Annotated in this window: 15 protein-coding genes and 1 pseudogene; 10 read left to right on the top strand and 6 right to left on the bottom strand. The window is 71.7% G+C overall.

All coding sequences use genetic code 11. The features are described from left to right. Nucleotides 1–8: 8 nt before the first annotated feature. Genes ACZ4O3_RS36665 through sbnA form a run of 4 tightly spaced genes read left to right on the top strand, consistent with a single transcriptional unit; the run spans nt 9 to nt 6465 of the window. A complete protein-coding gene (locus tag ACZ4O3_RS36665; protein WP_467726496.1) occupies nt 9–3272 on the top strand; it encodes a non-ribosomal peptide synthetase in 3264 nt (1087 codons plus the stop codon). A gap of 41 nt (nt 3273–3313) precedes the next feature. Further along, complete coding sequence (locus ACZ4O3_RS36660) at nt 3314–4318, top strand: TauD/TfdA family dioxygenase (protein WP_362725545.1); 1005 nt, start codon at nt 3314–3316, stop codon at nt 4316–4318. Continuing rightward, complete coding sequence (gene sbnB, locus ACZ4O3_RS36655; RefSeq protein ID WP_467726494.1) at nt 4315–5385, top strand: 2,3-diaminopropionate biosynthesis protein SbnB; 1071 nt, start codon at nt 4315–4317, stop codon at nt 5383–5385. The genes ACZ4O3_RS36660 and sbnB overlap by 4 nt, the downstream gene beginning before the upstream one ends. Before the next feature lie 36 nt (nt 5386–5421). Next, entirely contained in the window at nt 5422–6465 is a 1044-nt protein-coding gene (sbnA, locus tag ACZ4O3_RS36650) for a 2,3-diaminopropionate biosynthesis protein SbnA (protein ID WP_467726493.1), read from the top strand. A gap of 93 nt (nt 6466–6558) precedes the next feature. On the opposite strand, the gene ACZ4O3_RS36645 is transcribed toward sbnA, so the two are convergent. From ACZ4O3_RS36645 to ACZ4O3_RS36620, 6 genes and pseudogenes are all read right to left on the bottom strand, one after another. Then, complete coding sequence (locus ACZ4O3_RS36645) at nt 6559–7524, bottom strand: D-cysteine desulfhydrase family protein (protein WP_467726492.1); 966 nt, start codon at nt 7522–7524, stop codon at nt 6559–6561. A 31-nt stretch (nt 7525–7555) separates the two neighbouring features. Continuing rightward, nucleotides 7556–7780 (bottom strand): hypothetical protein, encoded by a 225-nt coding sequence (locus tag ACZ4O3_RS36640; RefSeq protein WP_467726592.1) that lies wholly within the window; start codon nt 7778–7780, stop codon nt 7556–7558. 314 nt (nt 7781–8094) lie between these two features. Then, a complete protein-coding gene (locus ACZ4O3_RS36635) occupies nt 8095–8379 on the bottom strand; it encodes an SHOCT domain-containing protein (RefSeq protein ID WP_467726490.1) in 285 nt (94 codons plus the stop codon). A gap of 198 nt (nt 8380–8577) precedes the next feature. Then, entirely contained in the window at nt 8578–9030 is a 453-nt protein-coding gene (locus ACZ4O3_RS36630; RefSeq protein ID WP_362722031.1) for an OsmC family protein, read from the bottom strand. A gap of 234 nt (nt 9031–9264) precedes the next feature. Continuing rightward, nucleotides 9265–9447 (bottom strand): annotated as a pseudogene (locus ACZ4O3_RS36625) (response regulator); the annotation flags it as partial. A gap of 27 nt (nt 9448–9474) precedes the next feature. Next, on the bottom strand, nt 9475–9966 hold the full coding sequence (locus ACZ4O3_RS36620; RefSeq protein WP_467726488.1) for a Crp/Fnr family transcriptional regulator: 492 nt from the start codon (nt 9964–9966) through the stop codon (nt 9475–9477). Between the two features lie 517 nt (nt 9967–10483). Here ACZ4O3_RS36620 and ACZ4O3_RS36615 point away from each other — a divergent pair. The 6 genes from ACZ4O3_RS36615 (at nt 10484) to ACZ4O3_RS36590 (ending at nt 17763) form a co-directional block, all read left to right on the top strand. Continuing rightward, the gene (locus tag ACZ4O3_RS36615) at nt 10484–11905 is read left to right on the top strand and encodes an APC family permease (RefSeq protein WP_467726586.1); all 1422 of its coding nucleotides are present in this window, start codon (nt 10484–10486) and stop codon (nt 11903–11905) included. Between the two features lie 69 nt (nt 11906–11974). Further along, nucleotides 11975–13189, top strand: coding sequence for an arginine deiminase (locus tag ACZ4O3_RS36610; protein WP_467726486.1), 1215 nt, complete (start codon nt 11975–11977; stop codon nt 13187–13189). Nucleotides 13190–13209: 20 nt separating this feature from the next. Then, a complete protein-coding gene (gene argF, locus ACZ4O3_RS36605) occupies nt 13210–14211 on the top strand; it encodes an ornithine carbamoyltransferase (protein ID WP_467726484.1) in 1002 nt (333 codons plus the stop codon). A 3-nt stretch (nt 14212–14214) separates the two neighbouring features. Further along, nucleotides 14215–15138 carry a carbamate kinase gene (locus ACZ4O3_RS36600; RefSeq protein WP_467726483.1) on the top strand — a complete coding sequence of 308 codons (924 nt, stop codon included), beginning with the start codon at nt 14215–14217 and terminating at the stop codon, nt 15136–15138. Between the two features lie 944 nt (nt 15139–16082). After that, the gene (locus tag ACZ4O3_RS36595; protein WP_467726481.1) at nt 16083–16709 is read left to right on the top strand and encodes a hypothetical protein; all 627 of its coding nucleotides are present in this window, start codon (nt 16083–16085) and stop codon (nt 16707–16709) included. A 148-nt stretch (nt 16710–16857) separates the two neighbouring features. Beyond that, complete coding sequence (locus tag ACZ4O3_RS36590) at nt 16858–17763, top strand: universal stress protein (RefSeq protein ID WP_467726479.1); 906 nt, start codon at nt 16858–16860, stop codon at nt 17761–17763. Nucleotides 17764–17790 lie beyond the last annotated feature (27 nt).

Genomic DNA, 17790 nt, shown 5'->3' with positions numbered 1-17790 from the left:
GCCATTCGATGGGAACGCGCGTGGAATCGGACCGGGAGTTCTGGAGCCGGGTACTGACCTCAGGCAGCGCCACCGCCGTGCCGCGGTGGGCTCCGCAACCGGCTCAGGGTACGGCCGAGCACGAGATACCCGTGCCGGACGGCACTGCGCAGGCGGTGCGGGACCTGGCAGGGCGACGGAGCCTGCCGGTCGACGCGCCGATGCTGGCCGCGCACCTCAAGGTGCTGGCCGTGCTCTCCGGCGAAACCGACGTGGTCACGGGGTACACCACCGGCGCGGACGGCGATCCGCTGCCGTGCCGGGTGTCCGTCCCCTCCGGGTCCTGGGCGGACCTGGTCACGGCCGCACACCACGCCGAGGCGGAGATACGGGCCCACCGCGACTTCCCGGTGGCCGAACTGCGCCGGGAACTGGGCCTGACGGAACCGCCGTTCGAGGTCGTGTCCGGGCCGGCGGCGGACCGGAACCACGCCGGCCGGACCCCTGCCGACGACGCTGTCCTGCACGTGCGCTGGTCCGACCGGGACGGACGGCTGACGCTGCTCCTGCGGTACCGCACGGACGTGCTCGACGCCCCGGCCGCCGTCCGGATCGGCGGCTACCACCTGACCGCCCTGCGGCTGATGACCGCGGAGCCCGACGCGGGCCACGCCCACCAGAACCTGCTGTCCGCCGAGGAGGAACGCGAACAGCTGGAAGGCCTGGCCGGACCCGACCGTCCACTGCCGGACGCGCGGGCACACGAACTCTTCGAGCGGCGCGCCCGGACACATCCGGAAGCGGTGGCCGCCGTACACGGCGACCAGCAGTGGACGTACGGCGAACTCGACCGCAGGGCCAACCGGCTGGCGCGCGCACTGCTGGCCAGGGGCCTGGGCCGGGAGGACGTCGTCGCCGTCGTCACCGAGCGCAACCTCGACTGGCTGGCGGCCGTGCTCGCGGTGTTCAAGGCGGGCGGCGCGTATCTGCCGATCGAACCGCACTTCCCGGCCGGCCGGATCGCGGCGACGCTGTCCCGGGCGCGGTGCCGGCTGATCCTCACCGAGTCCGGCAGCACCCGCACCCTCGACGAGGCGCTGACCACCCTCGAGGACGTCGAGAAGCTCCTGACGGAGACGGCGTACGCCGAATCGCACGCCGACGAAACCCCCGGCATCCGGGTCGACCCCGGCCAGCTCGCCTACATCTACTTCACCTCCGGCTCCACCGGTGAGCCCAAGGGCGCGATGTGCGAGCACGCGGGCATGCTCAACCACCTGCACGCCAAGATCGACGACCTGTCGATCGGCGAGGGCACCGTGGTCGCCCAGACCGCCCCGCAGTGCTTCGACATCTCCCTGTGGCAGCTCATGGCCCCGCTGCTGGTGGGCGGCCGGACCCTGCTGGTGGAACAGGACGTGATCACCGACGTGGAGCGGTTCGTCGGCACCCTGGAACGCGGCCGGGTCGGCGTGGCGCAGCTCGTGCCGTCGTACCTGGAGGTCGTCGTCTCCTACCTGGAGCGACACCCGCGGATGCTCCCGGACCTGCGCTGCGTCTCGGTGACCGGAGAGGCACTCAAACGGGAGCTGACCCAGCGCTGGTTCGCCGTCCAGCCGGGCATCGCACTGCTCAACGCCTACGGGCTGACCGAGACCTCGGACGACACCAACCACGAGCTCCTGAGGGAGGTACCCGAACGGGTGCTGCTGGGGCGGGCCGTCAACAACGTACGCGTCCATGTCGTCGACGAACAGCTCGCGTTGGTACCGCTCGGCGCCCCCGGACTGATCGCCTTCTCCGGTGTCTGCGTGGGCCGCGGGTACGTCAACGATCCCGAACGCACCCGGGAGGCGTACCGGACGGACCCGTACCGGCCCGGTGAACGGCTCTACCTGGGCGGGGACTGGGGCCGCTGGCACCCCGGCGGCAAGCTGGAGTTCCTCGGCCGCCGGGACAACCAGGTCAAGATCCGCGGCTTCCGGATCGAGATGGGCGAGATCGAGAACTCCCTGCTGCGGGTGGACGGGGTGCGGGACGGCGCCGTGGTCGTCGCCGAACGCACCGGCGGCGGCAGGCAGTTGATCGCCTTCTACTCCGGTGACGAGCATGAACCCGAGACCCTGCGCAAGGAACTCGGCGCGGCCCTGCCCGGCTACATGGTGCCGTCGGCCTTCCACTGGCGCGACAGCCTGCCGCTGACCCCCAACGGCAAGATCGACCGCAAGGCCCTGACCGCCCTGGCCGAGCAGTCGGCACCGGACACGGACACCGCGGACACCGCCGCCCCGCTCAGCCCGACCGAACGGCGGCTGGCCGCGGCCTGGGCCGAACTGCTGGGGGTGCCCGAACGGCGGATCGGCCGCACCAACCACTTCTTCGACGCCGGCGGCACCTCCCTGACCGCGGTCAAGCTCAGCCTCGCCCTGGACCGCGCGGTGTCCCTGAAGGACATCACCCGGCACCCGGTCCTGGCCGACCTGGCCGCCCTGCTCGACGGCACGGCCCGGCAGCGCCCCGAGCTGCTGCTGCCCCTGTCGGGCGGGAGCCGCACCTGCGAATGCGCCCTGGTGTGCTTCCCCTACGCGGGCGGCAACGCCGTCAACTACCAGCCCATGGCCAGCGCGCTGGCGGGCAGCGGCCTGCCGGTCCTCGCCGTGGACCTGCCCGGTCACAACCTGGCCGCGCCCCCCGAGCCGTTCGCGACGATCGAGCAGGTGGCCGAGCAGGCCGTCACCGAGATCACGGCCCGCGGTCTGAGCAGGGTCGTGCTGTGGGGCCACTCCTCGGGAACCGCGGCGGCCGTCGAGACCGCCCTCAGACTCCAGCAGCGGGGCGTGGAGGTGGCCCGGCTCTTCCTCGGCGCGCAACTCCTCGGCACCGCCGCCGACCGGTTCGCCGCCATCGTCGAACTGACCGGCAGCAGCGACGCCGAGATCGCCGAGCGGCTGACCGGGGACGGCGGCTACGCGGAACTCGTGGAACTCAACACGCCGCACGCCGAACACATCGCCGCCGCCTACCGGCACGACTGCGTGGCCGCGCACCGCTACTTCCACCAGATCCTGGAAGCCCCGCCGCAGGTGAAACTGGCCGCGCCGGTCTCGGTGGTCGTCGCCGCCGACGACCCGCACACCGCCGGCCACGCCCAGCGGCACCGCGACTGGCGGCTCCTGGCCGACCATGTCGATCTCCATGAACTCGCCGGCGGGGGCCACCACTTCCTCCGCACCCGTCCGGCCGAGACGGCGCAGGCCGTTCTGAACAGCGTCCTTCCCCTCGCCTCCTCCTGACCTCCGTCACACCCCAGGCGGTCGACCGAAAGGAAACCGAGATGCCGTTCTCCTCCCTGGCATCACCACTCGATGTGGAGCTGCGGCCGGACAAGCCGGCACTGCTGTGCGTCGATCCCCCCGACGACGCCGCGACATGGACGGCCGAGTACCGCGAGGCGCTACGCGCGCAGGTCACCGAGCACGGGGCGCTGGTCGTGCGCGGTCTCGGCCTGCGCGACGCAGGCCAGGCCGGTGCCGTCTTCGCGCGGCTGGCCGGCGACCTCATGACGGAGCGGGAGGCCTTCGCCCCCCGCGAGGCCCACGGCCGGGGGGTCTACTCCTCCACGCCCTGGCCGGACAACCAGCCGATGTGCATGCACCACGAGCTGAGTTACCAGCAGGAGGTGCCGGGACTGGCGCTGTTCGCCTGCCTCACCGCGCCCCAGCAGGGCGGGGCGACGGCGGTGGCCGACGCCGAGGAGGTGCTGCGGGCGCTGCCCTCCGGGCTCACCGAACGGTTCGAGCAGGAGGGCTGGATCCTGACCCGCAGCTACAACGACGAGATCGGGGCGAGCCTCGCGGAGTCGTTCGGCACCGCCGACCGCGCCGGGATCGAGCAGTACTGCCGGGCGAACGCGATCACGTGCACCTGGCAGCCCGACGGGTCCCTGCGCACCGAGCAGCGCCGCGCCGCCGTCGTCCGGCACCCGGTCACCGGGCGGCGCTGCTGGTTCAACCAGATCGCCTTCCTCAACGAGTGGACGCTGGACCCGGAGGTCCGCGAGTACCTGCTCGACGTCTACGGCCCGGACGGGCTGCCGTTCAACACCCGCCACGGCGACGGCTCCCCGATCGGCGAGGACGTCGTCAAGACCATCAACAGCACCTATGAGGCGCACACCAGGCGCGAACCCTGGCAAGCCGGTGACCTGCTGCTCGTGGACAACATCCGCACCGCGCACAGCAGGGAGGCGTTCTCCGGGGAGCGCCAGGTACTGGTCGGCCTGGGCGAGCCGCTGCGGCCCGCCGACGACTGCCCGGCCCTGGAGGCGAGCGAGCGATGACCGACACCCTGTCGACCACCACCCGGTCCGCGGCACCCGACGGGCCCGCCGTGCCGACCTTCGCGGTGATCACCGGCGAGCAGGTGCAGCAGGCGCTGAGCGGACGCGAGAAGCACCTCGTCGAGCTGGTCGAGACCGTCTACCGGCTGCACGACGCGGGAGACTCGGTCAACCCGCCGTCGTACTTCCTGCGCTTCCAGGACCGGCCCACCTCACGGATCATCGCGCTGCCGGCCTCCCTCGGCGGTTCGGTCCACGTGGACGGCCTGAAGTGGATCTCCAGTTTCCCGGAGAACGTGAGCGCCGGGCTGCCGCGGGCGTCCGCGGTGCTCATCCTCAACGACCACGACACCGGCTACCCGTTCGCCTGCCTGGAGAGCTCGATCATCAGCGCCACCAGGACGGCGGCCTCCGCCGCGCTGGCCGCCGACTGGCTGAGCCGCAACCGGACGCGCCCCACCCGGGTCGGGTTCTTCGGCACCGGCCTGATCGCCCGGTACATCCACACCTTCCTGGCCGGCAGCGGCTGGGACTTCGACGAGGTCGGCGTGCACGACCTGGCCGCGGACAGCGCCGCCGGCTTCTGCGGCTACCTGCGGGAGACCGGCAGCGCCGCGCGCATCACCGTGCACGACACCGCCGAGGACCTGATCCGCGCCAGCGACCTCGTGGTCTTCGCCACCATCGCCGGCCGGCCGCACGTGACCGACCAGGCCCTGTTCTCCCACAACCCGCTGGTCCTGCACGTCTCCCTGCGCGACCTCGCCCCGGAGATCCTGCTGGGCTCGGCCAACTTCGTCGACGACGTCGAGCACTGTCTCAAGGCCGACACGTCACCCCACCTGGCCGAACAGCTCAGCGGCAACCGGGACTTCCTGAACGGAACCCTCGGCGACGTCATGGCCGGACGGGCCGCGCCGCCGGCCGACCGAACGGTGATCTTCTCACCCTTCGGACTCGGCGTCCTCGACCTCGCCGTCGGCAAGCACGTCTACGACGAGGTGTCACGGTCGGGAGACCTGTGTCTCATCGATGACTTCTTCCACGAACTGCGTCGGTACGGCTGAGGCCGCGGTCCTCGGCCCGGCACCAGGAGGCCCGCCGTGCCCGTCATATCCGCTCCGCATGCCTTCAACGAGGGCGACCTCTTCGTCGATCTCGCATCGATCTGCGGTCACCCGCTCTACCTGAAGTGCGAGGCCTTCAACTTCGCCGGTTCCATCAAGTTGAAGGCAGCCAACGAGATGGTGGAGAGCGCCGAGCGGGACGGAATCCTGACAGCGGATTCCGTCCTCGTGGAGTCCTCCTCCGGAAACCTCGGCGTCGCGCTCAGCATGATTGCCGCAAGCAAGGGCTACCGGTTTCTGTGTGTGACGGACTCCCGGTGCAACCTGTCGACCAGACTTCTCATGGAGGCGCTCGGCAGCGAGGTGCACATCGTGGCCGACCAGGACGGCAACGGCGGCTTCCTGGGCAAGCGGATCGACTACGTCCGCTCGCTGTGCGCCTCCGACGACCGATACGTCTGGCTCAGCCAGTACACCAACGCCGGCAACTGGCTGGCCCACTACCGTACGACGGCTCCGGAGATCGCCCGCCGGTTCCCGGATCTGGACGTGCTGTTCGTCGGGGCCGGTACCACCGGAACCCTGATGGGCTGCGCGCGCTACTTCGGCGAGTGGTCCCGGCCGGTGCGGATCGTCGCCGTGGACGCGGTCGGCTCGGTGGCGTTCGGCGGCGAGCCGGGCCGCCGGATGATCCCGGGCCTCGGCATGAGCATGCGGCCCCCCCTGCTCGACGAGTCCCTCGTCGACGAGGTGATCAAGGTCGAGGAGCCGGACACGATCCGGATGTGTCACCGCATGGCCAGAAGCGGCTTCCTGTTCGGCGGCTCCACCGGCACCGTCGTCAGCGGCGCGACCGACTGGCTGTCCCGGCACGGCAGCCCTGACCTCACGGCGGTGGCCATCGCCCCCGACCTGGGTGAGCGCTACCTCGACACCATCTACCAGACCAACTGGCTCCACGACCTGTACGGCGACGACGTGCTCGACCCCGACGTCGGCGGCGCCGTACAGACGCAGACCCCGGTCCGGGAGCCCAAGTCCGCGTCACGTGCGCCGGCCCGCCGACGCACCAGCACCTGACCCCCGCACCCGCCTGGGCAGCCCCTCGGACAGCCACCACACCGGCGACGTCCGAGGGGCTGCGGCGGGATGCACGCCGGCCGGCGGCAGCGCCTACGCCGGGAACGCCGGCAGCGCGCTCTCGAAGCGGTCGACGGCCTCGGCGTGGCCGAAGAGTCCGGCCAGCCCGCCGGTGTGCCAGAAAACGGTCGTCCTGCCGGGTGCGACGGTGCCGTCCTCGACCGCGGCCACGAGTCCGGCCATGGCCCGCCCGGTGTAGACCGGGTCGAGTGCGATGCCCTCGGTGCGGGCGGCGAGGCTCAGGGCGGCGGCGGTGGACTCGGTGAGCCGGCCGTACCCGGCGCCGACCTGGTCCGAGCGGACGCGGAGCCGCTTGTGCACCTCGGCCCCGGTGAGTTCGCCTGCCATGGCGGCAACGGCCGCGGCGGGTTCGTCCATCGCGCCGGTGTCGACACCCAGGACCCGGTCGGCACCCAGCGCGGCGACCAGGCCGGCCATGGTGCCGCCCGAGCCCAGGGCGACGACGGCCAGGTCCAGCGAGGGAAGCTGGGCCAGCAGTTCCCTGCCGGCCCGCTCGTATCCCCGGGCACCGACGGCGTTGGACCCACCGAACGGGATCAGCTCCGGACGCGCCCCACGGCGGCGCAGCGCCTCGACGACTTCCTGCGCGGCCACGGTCAGGCCGACGTCACCCGCCCAGTGGACCCGGGCCCCGAAGAGGGCGTCCAGGACCAGGTTCCCCGACCGTGACCCGCCGGGGCAGCCCGGGAAGACCAGCACCACGTCCAGGCCCAGCCGGGCTCCGGCCGCGGCCGTCAGCCTCGCGTGATTGGACTGCGGAGCCCCCACGGTGACCAGGGTGTCCGCCCCGGCGGCCAGGGCGGCGCCGATCGTGTACTCGAGTTTGCGGACCTTGTTCCCACCCGCCCCCAGGCCGATCAGATCGTCGCGCTTGATCCACAGATCGTCCTCCCGCAGGCCGAGGGCCGCAGCCAGCCGCGGAGCCTTCTCCAGCGGCGTCGGCCAACTCGCGAGGGACGTGGGCGGGGCAGGGTTCACGGAGTTCCTCCGACGGGACAGGTCCGGGCGATCACTCGTCGTCGGCCGCGGCTCCGCGCCCGCGCCCCCGCGGTGTCTCCGGCAGCGCCGGGGCCCGCAGCGGGTCGCCGTCGTAGCCCTTCACCTCGCCGAAGCGGGTACCCCCGGTCACGTCCTCGCGGGCCTGTGCGATCTCCTGCTGGGTCCGGGCCGCGAAGTTCCACCGCGCACCGCGGGTTCGGCGGCTCTTCCCAGGCGCGGGTGGCCGGCTCGGCATGCGGCATGACTGGTTCCAGATCCGAGCGCAGCCGGAAGGTACTGCCGCCGCGGCGGCAGCTGAACCTCCACGGTTGCGTGTTGTGCACGGACGGAGCGGCCGCGGCGTCTTCGGCCGGTGCCGTCACGGTCCGTTTATCGAGTGGGTGTACGAACACTGATCTGCTTCTCTCCCAGGCCGACCGGGCGTTCATGGAAGGCGACTCCCGTCTCCTCCACGATTTCACGGAGGACCGGGAGGTCCTAGCCGAGGAGGCCCGAGGATGAGGCGTTCCGCCCCGGCGGGCCGCCTGAGCGGGGTGCGCCCGGACGTGGTCAGCCCTTGCCGAGACGGGGGCCGTCGTCGGCGCGCAGGACTGCCAGGCGGCGCCGGTATTCGTCCTCGTCGATCTCTCCGCGGGCGAAGCGATCGGCGAGGACTCGCTCGGGCGTCGGGCCGGTCGGCGGAGCGGTCCCGGTCGCCCCGCCGCCGGCCGGCCGGGACAGCGCCCGGAACAGCAGGACGCCGACGGCGGCCAGTGCGGCCCAGAAGAGGATCATGCCGACCGACATGGCCATCCAGCTCCATCCACCGGGGTCATGCCCGTACCAGAGGTTCACGGTCACTCCCTTCCTCGCGGCTACGGGACGAGGACCTTCTCGTCCGTGCCCCGTGGTCCTTGCGTCTTCCCTCCGGGGTGGGCCCGTCCGCCTGCCCGTCATGGGCCGAAGGGGCCCTCCCGCCCTGGGACATCGTTCATCGGCCTGCGGGGCTGTTGCCGGTGCCGTCCGCCACCTCGGAGCGGGTGCCCGGCGTACTCATGTCTCCAGCCCGATGTCGATCACGGGCGGTTCGCGCAGCGTGTTGTGGACGGTGCAGTGCGCGGCGACCGCCAGTATCGCCGCATGGCGTTCGGCGGACAGCGCAGGCGGCGGGACGATGACCAGACGTACGGACGCGACCCGGGCCGGGCGGTCCGCGGCCATGGTGAACTCCGCACGGACCCGCAGTCCGGCGCGGGACAGTCCGTGACGCTGGAGGTAGCGGCCCGCGTAGAAGGCGACGCAGGTGGCGAGGGACGCGGCGAACAACTCGACAGGTGTAGGCGCGGTGTCCGTCCCGCCCGCGTCAGTGGGCTGGTCGACCAGGATGCGATGGCCTCGGACGTCCACCGCGTACGCGTCACCGTTGACGTGTGCGACGTCCAGTCGGTGCACGTCCCCCTCCGGCGCCGGGCGCACGGTCGGATTCGTCGGTGCTGTGCTGGTCATGGCGAGCCCCTTTCGGCGACGGGTCCTGCCGGCGATTCCCAGTTCAGCGCGGGTGGAAGGGCGGATCGAGAGGCCGATCGGGTGCGTGCGGGGCCGGTCGGCCCTTTCTGCGACCGGTATGACGCGGAACTGCGCCGGGGAGCGGCTTGCCGCGTGCGGCCCCGCGGATCCTCTCTCGCGGCGCCCGTGCTCCGTGGCGGGGAAGCGCCGGCGGCGGTCGGCTGTCCGTCCTGGCGTACCCACCGCGGAGACCAGGCCGGAGCCCTCGATCTGTTTGGGGGCATAGCCCGACACCCCGGCCGTGATCGCGTCGAGCAGGGCCTCCTCGTCGTCGAACGAGGTCAGCATGAGGCGGGCCGGCTCCGGCATCCGGTCGCGCAGCTCCCGGCGGACCGTGACGCCGTTGCCGTCCGGCGCTGACGATGTGCGGCGTGCCGTGCGTGGTCACTCCTCAGTCCTGTGCCGGGGCGCGTCGGACAGCCTGCCGGCGCCGTGCGGGGCGTACAGGTCCACCAGCCGCGTCCTGGCCGCGCGCAGACGGTGAGCGAGCACCTGACCGACCCACTGGCTGACGTCGTCGCCCAGCGCCGGGTCGTCCTGGCACATGGACCGGACGGCCGTGCCGTCGAACTCGTAGGCCCGCACGGGCGCGGTCGTCTCGGCGCCCAGGTGCCAGAAGCGCGGGGCGAAGAGCCAGGACCAGCCGACCAGTTCGCCGTGCCCGGGGTTCTCGGCCACGGCCGTGCGGTGACCGGGCACCCGAAGGTCGAGTTCGATGCTGCCGGTGCGGATGATCCAGAAGCGGTCGGCGCGTCCGTCCTCCTCGGACAGGCGGGTCCCCTGCGGGAGGGACACCTCGCGGGCGACGCGCATGAGCCGCTCGCGGTGTTCGGCGGACAGCGAGGGCGCCATGGCAGGGGTGGGCGAAGCGGTCATGGCCTGCCTCCGGGCGGATGTGTGAACTTCCGGAGCCGGCGTGGGGTCGTGTCGCCGAGCAGGCCATGGGCCGCTCGGTCCGCTGACCGGTCTGTTCGGTACCTCAGAGGGAATTTCGGTACGGCGGCCACGTGCGCCGCCAGGGGTGGTGCGCCTGTCCTGCGGCCTCGCGCGGGGGCGACGGCTGATCGTCTTCTGGTCACGGGATCCTGGGCCGCCGAAGCCCCCGGGTGCTGACGGCCCCTCAGAGCGGCCCACGCTACCCGCGTCCAAGGCCGGTTGGGCTGCACGGACCTTCAGGACCGGGACCTTCGGGAACCGCGCGGGACCGTATGGCCGGTGCCCCGATCCGGCATGGCGCAGAAGCATCGTTCCGTGGCCGCGGCATTCGCAGCGACCTGCATCCACCGCGTCTCCAGCGACTTGCACAAGGAGCACAGCCATGTCCAGACCCACGACCAGTGGTGAGCGAGCGGCGCCCAGGGCCGCTCTCGGGCTGCCCGCCGCGTCCGCACTCGTGATCGGCAGCATCATCGGTACCGGAGTCTTCGCCCTGCCCTCGGCCCTCGCCTCCTACGGGCCGATCTCCCTGGTCGCCTTCGTCGCCGTGACCCTGGGCGCGCTGACGCTCGCGTCGACCTTCGGTTCCCTGTCGAAGCGGGTCCCGGCGAGCGGCGGACCCTACGTCTACGCCCGGGAGGCCTTCGGCGAGTTCGCGGGCTTCCTGAACGCCTGGTCCTACTGGATCACCGCATGGGCCGGCAACGCGGCGATCGTCGTGGCGTGGGTCGGCTACGTCGAGGTCTTCGTGAACACCGGCCACAAGACGTGGATCTCCGTGGGCCTCGCGCTGGTCGGACTCTGGATACCCGCGGCGATCAACCTCACCGGGGTCCGCAACATCGGCGCGTTCCAGGTGATCACGACCGTGCTGAAGTTCATTCCGTTGATCTTCATGGCCAGCATCGGGCTGTTCTTCATCGATCCGGACAACTTCGGTGCCTTCAACGCCAGCGGCCAGTCGGCGTTGGGCGCGATCTCCGCCGCCGGCGCCATCGCCCTGTTCAGCTACCTCGGGCTGGAGGCCGCCTCGGTGGTCGCCGGCCGGGTGCGTGACCCGGAGCGGAACGTGCCTCGTGCCACCGTCTACGGCACGCTCGTCTGCGCGGTCATCTACATCCTGGGCACCCTGGCCGTCTTCGGCACCGTCTCGCACGCCGAACTGGGTTCCTCCACGGCGCCGTTCACCGACGCCGCCAACAACGTCTTCGGCGGCACCTGGGCCGGGAACGCCGTCGCCGTCGCCGCGGTCGTCTCCGGCATCGGCGCGCTGAACGGCTGGACCATGCTGTGCGCGGAGATGCCGTACGCCGCCGCCCGCGACGGCCTCTTCCCCGGCGCCTTCGCCAAGCTCCGCGGGCGGAACGGCGTGCCGGCCTTCGGCATCATCGCCTCCACCGTGCTCGCCTCGCTGATCACGGTATTCAGCTACACGCGTTTCGAGGACGTCTTCACCAAGATCGTGCTGCTGAGTGTGCTCACCGCGGTGATCCCGTACCTGTTCTCCGCGGCCGCCCAGCTGTACTGGCTGCTGGTTCGCGGGCGGGAGAGCCTCAGCCCGCGTCGACTGGCCCGGGACGTGACCGTCGCCGCCGCCGCGATGGCCTTCTCCTACTGGTCGATCCAGGGCAGCGGCTACCAGACCGTCTACTACGGCCTGTTCGTGCTGCTGCTGGGGCTGCCGGTCTACGTCTGGCTGAAGCGGAGCCAGGGCGCCTACGGCGACGCGAACGCGGCGATCCCCGCCGCCCGCACTCCGCGCGAAGAGCGAGCCCCCGAGACAGCGGCGCCGGCACCGGCCAAGCGGATCTCCCGCGGACTGGGCACCAACCGTGTCGGAGGCCCACGTAGGCGGAACGCCCACCGCCACCAGGACTGACCGCCGTCACCTGGGCCGACAGCCCCCGTTCGGGCCCGCCCCACACCCCACGTCGGAGGAATCAAAGCCATGAACACGTTTCACGTCGACTCCGAGGTCGGCCGCCTTCGCCAGGTGATCCTGCACCGCCCCGGCCTCGAACTCGCCCGCCTCACCCCGCGCAACGTCGACGCCCTCCTCTTCGACGACATCCTGTGGGCCAAGCGGGCCCGCGAGGAACACGACGCCTTCGCGCAGGTGGTGCGCGACCACGGCGCCCGCGTCCACTACTTCGCCGATCTGCTCGCCCAGACCCTCGACACCCCCGAGGCCCGCGACTGGCTCCTGGACCGGGTCGTCACCCCGGCCGGCGTCGGCCCCGCCCTCGTCGACCCCGTGCGTGAACTCTGCGCCGAGCTCGACGGGGAGACGCTCGCCGGCTACCTGATCGGCGGGATCCTCAAGGGCGACCTGCCGCTCGCGTCCCCGCACAGCCTGGTCTGGAACGCGCTCGACGCGGACGACTTCGCGCTCACCCCGCTGCCCAACCACCTCTTCCCGCGCGACAACTCGTGCTGGATCTACGGCCGTCTGTCGGTCAACCCCATGGCCAAGCTCGCCCGCCGCCGGGAGAGCCTGCACGCCGAGGCCATCTACCGCTTCCACCCGATGTTCGCGGGCTCCGCCCCCGAACCGCTCCTGGACGGTGCGGTCGGCACCCTGGAGGGCGGTGACGTCCACGTCCTCGGCAACGGCGCCGTCATGGTCGGCATGGGCGAGCGCACCACCGCCCAGGCCGTGGAGAACCTGGCCGCCCGGCTGTTCGCCGACGGCACCGCGAACCGGCTGATCGCCGTCCAACTGCCCGCCACCCGCGCCTTCATGCACCTCGACACGGTGCTGACCATGGTCGACCGGGACGCCTTCACTATCTACCCGGGACTCGCCGACTCGCTGCGCTCCTGGACGCTCACCCCGAGTGCCGAACGCGACACCGGCTTCGAAGTGTCCCCCGACTCCGACCTGGCGACCGCGCTCGCCGAGGCCCTGGACCTGGACAAGGTCCGGATGCTCTCCGCCCCGCAGGACATCCGGGGCGCCGAGCGCGAGCAGTGGGACGACGGCAGCAACTTCCTCGCCGTCGCTCCGGGGGTCGTCGTCGGCTACGAGCGCAACGTCACCACCAACACCTACCTCCGCAAGCAGGGCATCGAGATCGTCACCATCGCCGGCGCCGAACTCGGCCGCGGACGGGGCGGACCGCGGTGCATGAGCTGCCCCGTCGAACGCGACCCGGCCAACTGACGCAGCAAGGGGAAGCCACCATGACCGTCGACCTCCGAGGCCGCTCCTACCTGAGCGAACTCGACTTCACCGCCCCCGAGATCCACCACCTCCTCACCCTTGCCGCCCATCTCAAGGCCGAGAAGCGCACCCGCACCGAGCGGCCCCGGCTCACCGGCCGGCACCTCGCGCTGATCTTCGAGAAGACCTCCACCCGCACCCGCTGCGCCTTCGAGGTGGCCGCCGCCGACCAGGGCGCCCGCACCACCTACCTCGGCCCCGGCGACACCCACATCGGCGGCAAGGAGTCCATCGCCGACACCGCCCGCGTGCTCGGCCGCATGTTCGACGCCATCGAGTACCGCGGCTCCGACCAGGCACTCGTCACCGAACTCGCCGAGCGCTCCGGCGTCCCCGTCTACAACGGCCTCACCGACACCGCCCACCCCACCCAGAGTCTGTGCGACGTCCTCACCATGCGCGAGCACAGCCGCAAGCCCCTGCAGGACATCGCCTACTGCTACCTGGGCGACGCCCGCAACAACATGGGCAACTCGCTGCTGTCCATGGGTGCCCTGCTCGGCATGGACGTCCGCATCGCCGCCCCGCGCCGGCTGTGGCCGGACGGCGAACTGGTCGCCCGGTGCCGTGAGCTCGCCGAGCACAGCCGAGCCCGGATCCTGCTCACCGAGGACGTCGAGACCGCCGTACGGGGCGCCGACTTCCTGCACACCGACGTGTGGGTCTCCATGGGCGAGCGCGCCGACACCTGGCGGGAGCGCATCGAGCTGCTGCTGCCGTACCAGGTCAGCGACAAGACCCTCGCCCTCACCGGCAACCCGGACGTGAAGTTCATGCACTGCCTGCCGGCCCTGCACGACCGCGGCACCCGCCTTGGCCGGGACCTCTTCGACACCTATGGCCTGGACGGCCTCGAGGTCGCCGACGACGTCTTCACCTCCCCGGCGTCGATCGTCTTCGACCAGGCGGAGAACCGGCTGCACACCATCAAGGCCGTTCTCGTCGCCACCCTGGAGGACTGAAGCATGCGTATCGTCGTCGCCCTCGGCGGCAACGCTCTGCTGCACCGCGGTGAACGCCCCGACGCGGCCGTCCAGCAGGCCAACATCGACCGGGTCGCCACCGCGCTGGCCGCCCTCGCCCACGAGCACGAACTGGTCATCACCCACGGCAACGGCCCCCAGATCGGCCTGCTCGCCGTGGAGAGCGCAGCCGACCCCGCACTGAGCGTCCCGTATCCGCTGCACCTGCTCGGCGCCCAGACTCAGGGGATGATCGGCTCCCTGCTGGCCCGCACGCTGCACAACGCCCTGCCGGGCCGCAGTGTCGCCACGCTGGTCACCCACACCCTGGTCAGTGCCGACGATCCGGCTTTCGCACGCCCCACCAAGTTCGTCGGCCAGGTCTATCCGCGCGAGGTGGCCCGCTCCCTCGCCCGCGAGCGGGGCTGGCACATCGCGCAGGACACCACCGGCTGGCGTCGCGTGGTTCCGTCCCCGGTACCGGAACGGATCGTGGAGACCGACACCGTCCACGAACTGCTCAACAGCGGGAACCTGGTGATCTGCGCGGGCGGCGGAGGCGTCCCCGTCACCGCTGACCGGGACACCGGGGCGCTGACCGGCGTGGAGGCGGTCGTCGACAAGGACCTCACCGCAGCCCTGCTCGCCGAGGACGTGAAGGCCGATTTCCTGCTGATCCTCACCGACGTGCCGTGCGTGTACGAGGGGTACGGGACTCCTGAACAGCATCCAATCCTCGACGCCACCCCGGGCGAGTTGCGCCGAGGTGGCTTCCCGGAGGGCTCGATGGGTCCCAAGGCCGAGGCCGTGTCCCGGTTCGTCGAACGGACCGGGGGGCTCGCCGCCATCGGCGCCCTGGAGGCGGCGTACGAGATCGTCCACGGCAGGTCGGGCACCTTGATCCGTCCCGGCTTCGTGGCCGGCTGACGTGCCGGAGCGGGGGAGCCGCCCACGGGCACTGTCCGGACGCTGAGGAGATCGCCCAGCTCAGAGCCGATGCCGAGGACCGGAGACCCTCACACAGTCGGTGCCTCCCGGCCTCCTGCGAGAATCCGACAAGACCTGAGGAGACTGGTCAGTACGGACCGCGCGGACTCTGCGACTGGTCCCCGGTCCCCAAGTCACCTACGCGTTGTTGTCCGGTCGTCGTGCCGGTGAGTGGCGTCAGCGTCCACTGCTCCGCGAGCGCGCGCACGCCGTAGGGCGGCGGCCCCTCGCAGCGGACGTCGTCGGCGGGTGCGAACCAGGGGGGCCAGTTCTCGGGGCGGGCTGCGATCTGCTCGACGACGGCGCCGGGCCGGCTACGGCACCTGGCGCTACCGGGATGGCGACCGTCGACTCGACGCCGGTCTCTTCGCTCCTGCCGTGCGGAAACGGCCCGCTCACCGCGATGAGGGGGCGAATTCGGCGATCGCCGTGCCGAGCGAGGAGACACTGACACCGGCACGCAGCCAGGCCGGACAGGGACGTGGGGGACCACCGAGGCCGGACATACCGTTCGAGAACGGCTTTGTCTGGTGACCGGGTGCGGGAGGGTCAGCTCCCGTGTCTCCCGGGCGGCCTACCGCAGAGGCAAGCCGTCCGGACCTCTGTGCCGGCGCGGCGGTCCCGGCGCGAGCCGGTGCCAACCAGGGTGCCCGCACCAGCCGTTGGCCATGTGCCGCCCTTCACCGGGCGATCCCGTCCTCCACCCGGCCCGTCCCGGGCACGGAACCGACGTCGTGTGCATGTCCAAAAGGCCTTGCGGACAGGGCCGTTCGGCCCAGCGGGTGCGGACCTTCGGCATCGGGTGCGGGCGTTCGCGGGCCACGAGAGTAAAGGACGTCAGGCAAGGAACAGTTCGCCCCCGGCTTCCCGAAGGGATCACCACCATGGCCGTGCACGAGCATCCTCACCGTAGCTTCGGCTTCCACCCGCCGTCCTTCCGTCGGCAACGGGCAGCCGCCGGCTCCGAGTCCGCGGCGGCGACGACCGGTACGCACGCCGCGCGGGCGTACGCGCTGGCCTCCCTGCGGTTGCTCACCGGGTTCGTCTTCCTGTGGGCGTTCCTCGACAAGACCTTCGGCTTCGGCTACGCCACCCCCGCCGGCAAGGCCTGGATCGACGGCGGCTCGCCGACCAAGGGCTTCCTCGGCTCCGTCGCCGCGGGGCCCATGGAGTCCACCTTCCACTCCTGGGCCGGGGACACCTGGGCCGACTGGCTGTTCATGCTCGGCCTGCTCGGCGTCGGCCTCGCTCTGGTCGCGGGGGTCGCACTGCGGCTCGCCGCCGTCGCGGGCACCGTGATGATGGCGCTGATGTGGATCGCCGAGTGGCCGCCCGCCAAGCACCTCTCCGACGGCTCGCTGAGCATGTCCACCAACCCCTTCGCCGACTACCACGTCATCTACACCCTGGCCATGATCGTCCTGGCCCTGACGGCCGCCGGCGACGCCCTGGGCCTCGGCCGGCTCTGGGCCGGACTGCCGGTCGTCCGCGACCACGGCTGGCTGCGCTGACCGACCGGACGCGGTGGGCCGCTCTCAACCCACCGCGTTGTGCCGCACAGGGGACGGCCGGACCTGATCGGGCACCGGTGGCCCCTGGCCGAAGAGACCCCCGCAGACGACGCCGGAATCGCGTCCCGTGCCCAGGAAGGCAGAGATCATGCCCGGAACCATCACGATCGGCTTGGACGGATCGCCGGAGAGCCGGGCCGCCGCGGAATGGGCGGCCCGCGAGGCGGAGCTGCGCGGCCTGGCCCTGAAGATCGTCCATGTCTGGGAGCCGGTCCCCGAGCCGATGGCGCAGGCGCCGCTGGTCGGAGCCGAGACCCAGCAGCACTGGACCGAGCGAATACCGCGCGAAGCCGCCGACGAGCTCCGCCGGCGCCACCCCGGCGTCGAGGTGACCGTCGAGCAACTGTCGGGCGCGCCGGGTGACGTGCTCGCCGAGGCTGCGAAGGACGCCGAACTGCTTGTTCTCGGCTCACGCGGCCTGGGCGGCATCGGTGGCTTCCTGGTCGGCTCGGTCAGCCTGAGCGCCGTGGCCCACACCGGGCGCCCCGCGGTCCTGGTCAGGGCCGGGGAGCAGGCCGTAGACGAGCACGAGACGGACCCTGCGGGAGTCCCCTCCGCCACGGCACCCTTCCGGCCCGTCGTCCTGGGCCTGGACACCGATCATCCTGACGACACGCTGATCGAATTCGCATTCGAGGCCGCACAGCTCCGCGCCACTTCCCTGCGCGTCGTGCACGGCTGGTTTCCGCCGCCGTACTTCGCGTACGGGATGCCCGTGAACCCGCCCCTGCACGAAGCGCTCTGCCTGAGCGAGCAGGAGGCACTCGCCGAGTTGCTGCGCCCCTGGCGGCGGAAGTACCCGGACGTCGAGGTCGGGGAGGAGTCCAACTACGGCAGCGCCGCCGTGCTCCTCGTCGACGCGGCACAGACGGCGTCCCTCGTGGTCGTCGGCCGGCGCATCCGGCGCAATCCCCTCGGCGCCCACATCGGTCACGTCACGCACGCCGTGCTGCACCACGCCACCGCCCCCGTCGCCGTCGTTCCCCACGGCTGACCAGGAACAGAGGAGAGAACCACCATG

Source organism: Streptomyces sp. NPDC026515 (assembly GCF_055567595.1).
Note: the sequence above shows the minus strand (reverse complement) of the source record. Positions and strands in the feature narration are given on the sequence as shown.

What these genes read in the sequence shown, in the direction of transcription:
- ACZ4O3_RS36665 (WP_467726496.1), top strand. Translation starts at nt 9, where the DNA reads ATGGGAACGCGCGTGGAATCGGACCGGGAGTTCTGGAGCCGGGTACTG.
- ACZ4O3_RS36660 (WP_362725545.1), top strand. Translation starts at nt 3,314, where the DNA reads ATGCCGTTCTCCTCCCTGGCATCACCACTCGATGTGGAGCTGCGGCCG.
- sbnB (WP_467726494.1), top strand. Translation starts at nt 4,315, where the DNA reads ATGACCGACACCCTGTCGACCACCACCCGGTCCGCGGCACCCGACGGG.
- ACZ4O3_RS36640 (WP_467726592.1), bottom strand. Translation starts at nt 7,780, where the DNA reads ATGCCGAGCCGGCCACCCGCGCCTGGGAAGAGCCGCCGAACCCGCGGT.
- ACZ4O3_RS36630 (WP_362722031.1), bottom strand. Translation starts at nt 9,030, where the DNA reads ATGACCAGCACAGCACCGACGAATCCGACCGTGCGCCCGGCGCCGGAG.
- ACZ4O3_RS36620 (WP_467726488.1), bottom strand. Translation starts at nt 9,966, where the DNA reads ATGACCGCTTCGCCCACCCCTGCCATGGCGCCCTCGCTGTCCGCCGAA.
- ACZ4O3_RS36610 (WP_467726486.1), top strand. Translation starts at nt 11,975, where the DNA reads ATGAACACGTTTCACGTCGACTCCGAGGTCGGCCGCCTTCGCCAGGTG.
- argF (WP_467726484.1), top strand. Translation starts at nt 13,210, where the DNA reads ATGACCGTCGACCTCCGAGGCCGCTCCTACCTGAGCGAACTCGACTTC.
- ACZ4O3_RS36600 (WP_467726483.1), top strand. Translation starts at nt 14,215, where the DNA reads ATGCGTATCGTCGTCGCCCTCGGCGGCAACGCTCTGCTGCACCGCGGT.
- ACZ4O3_RS36595 (WP_467726481.1), top strand. Translation starts at nt 16,083, where the DNA reads ATGGCCGTGCACGAGCATCCTCACCGTAGCTTCGGCTTCCACCCGCCG.
- ACZ4O3_RS36590 (WP_467726479.1), top strand. Translation starts at nt 16,858, where the DNA reads ATGCCCGGAACCATCACGATCGGCTTGGACGGATCGCCGGAGAGCCGG.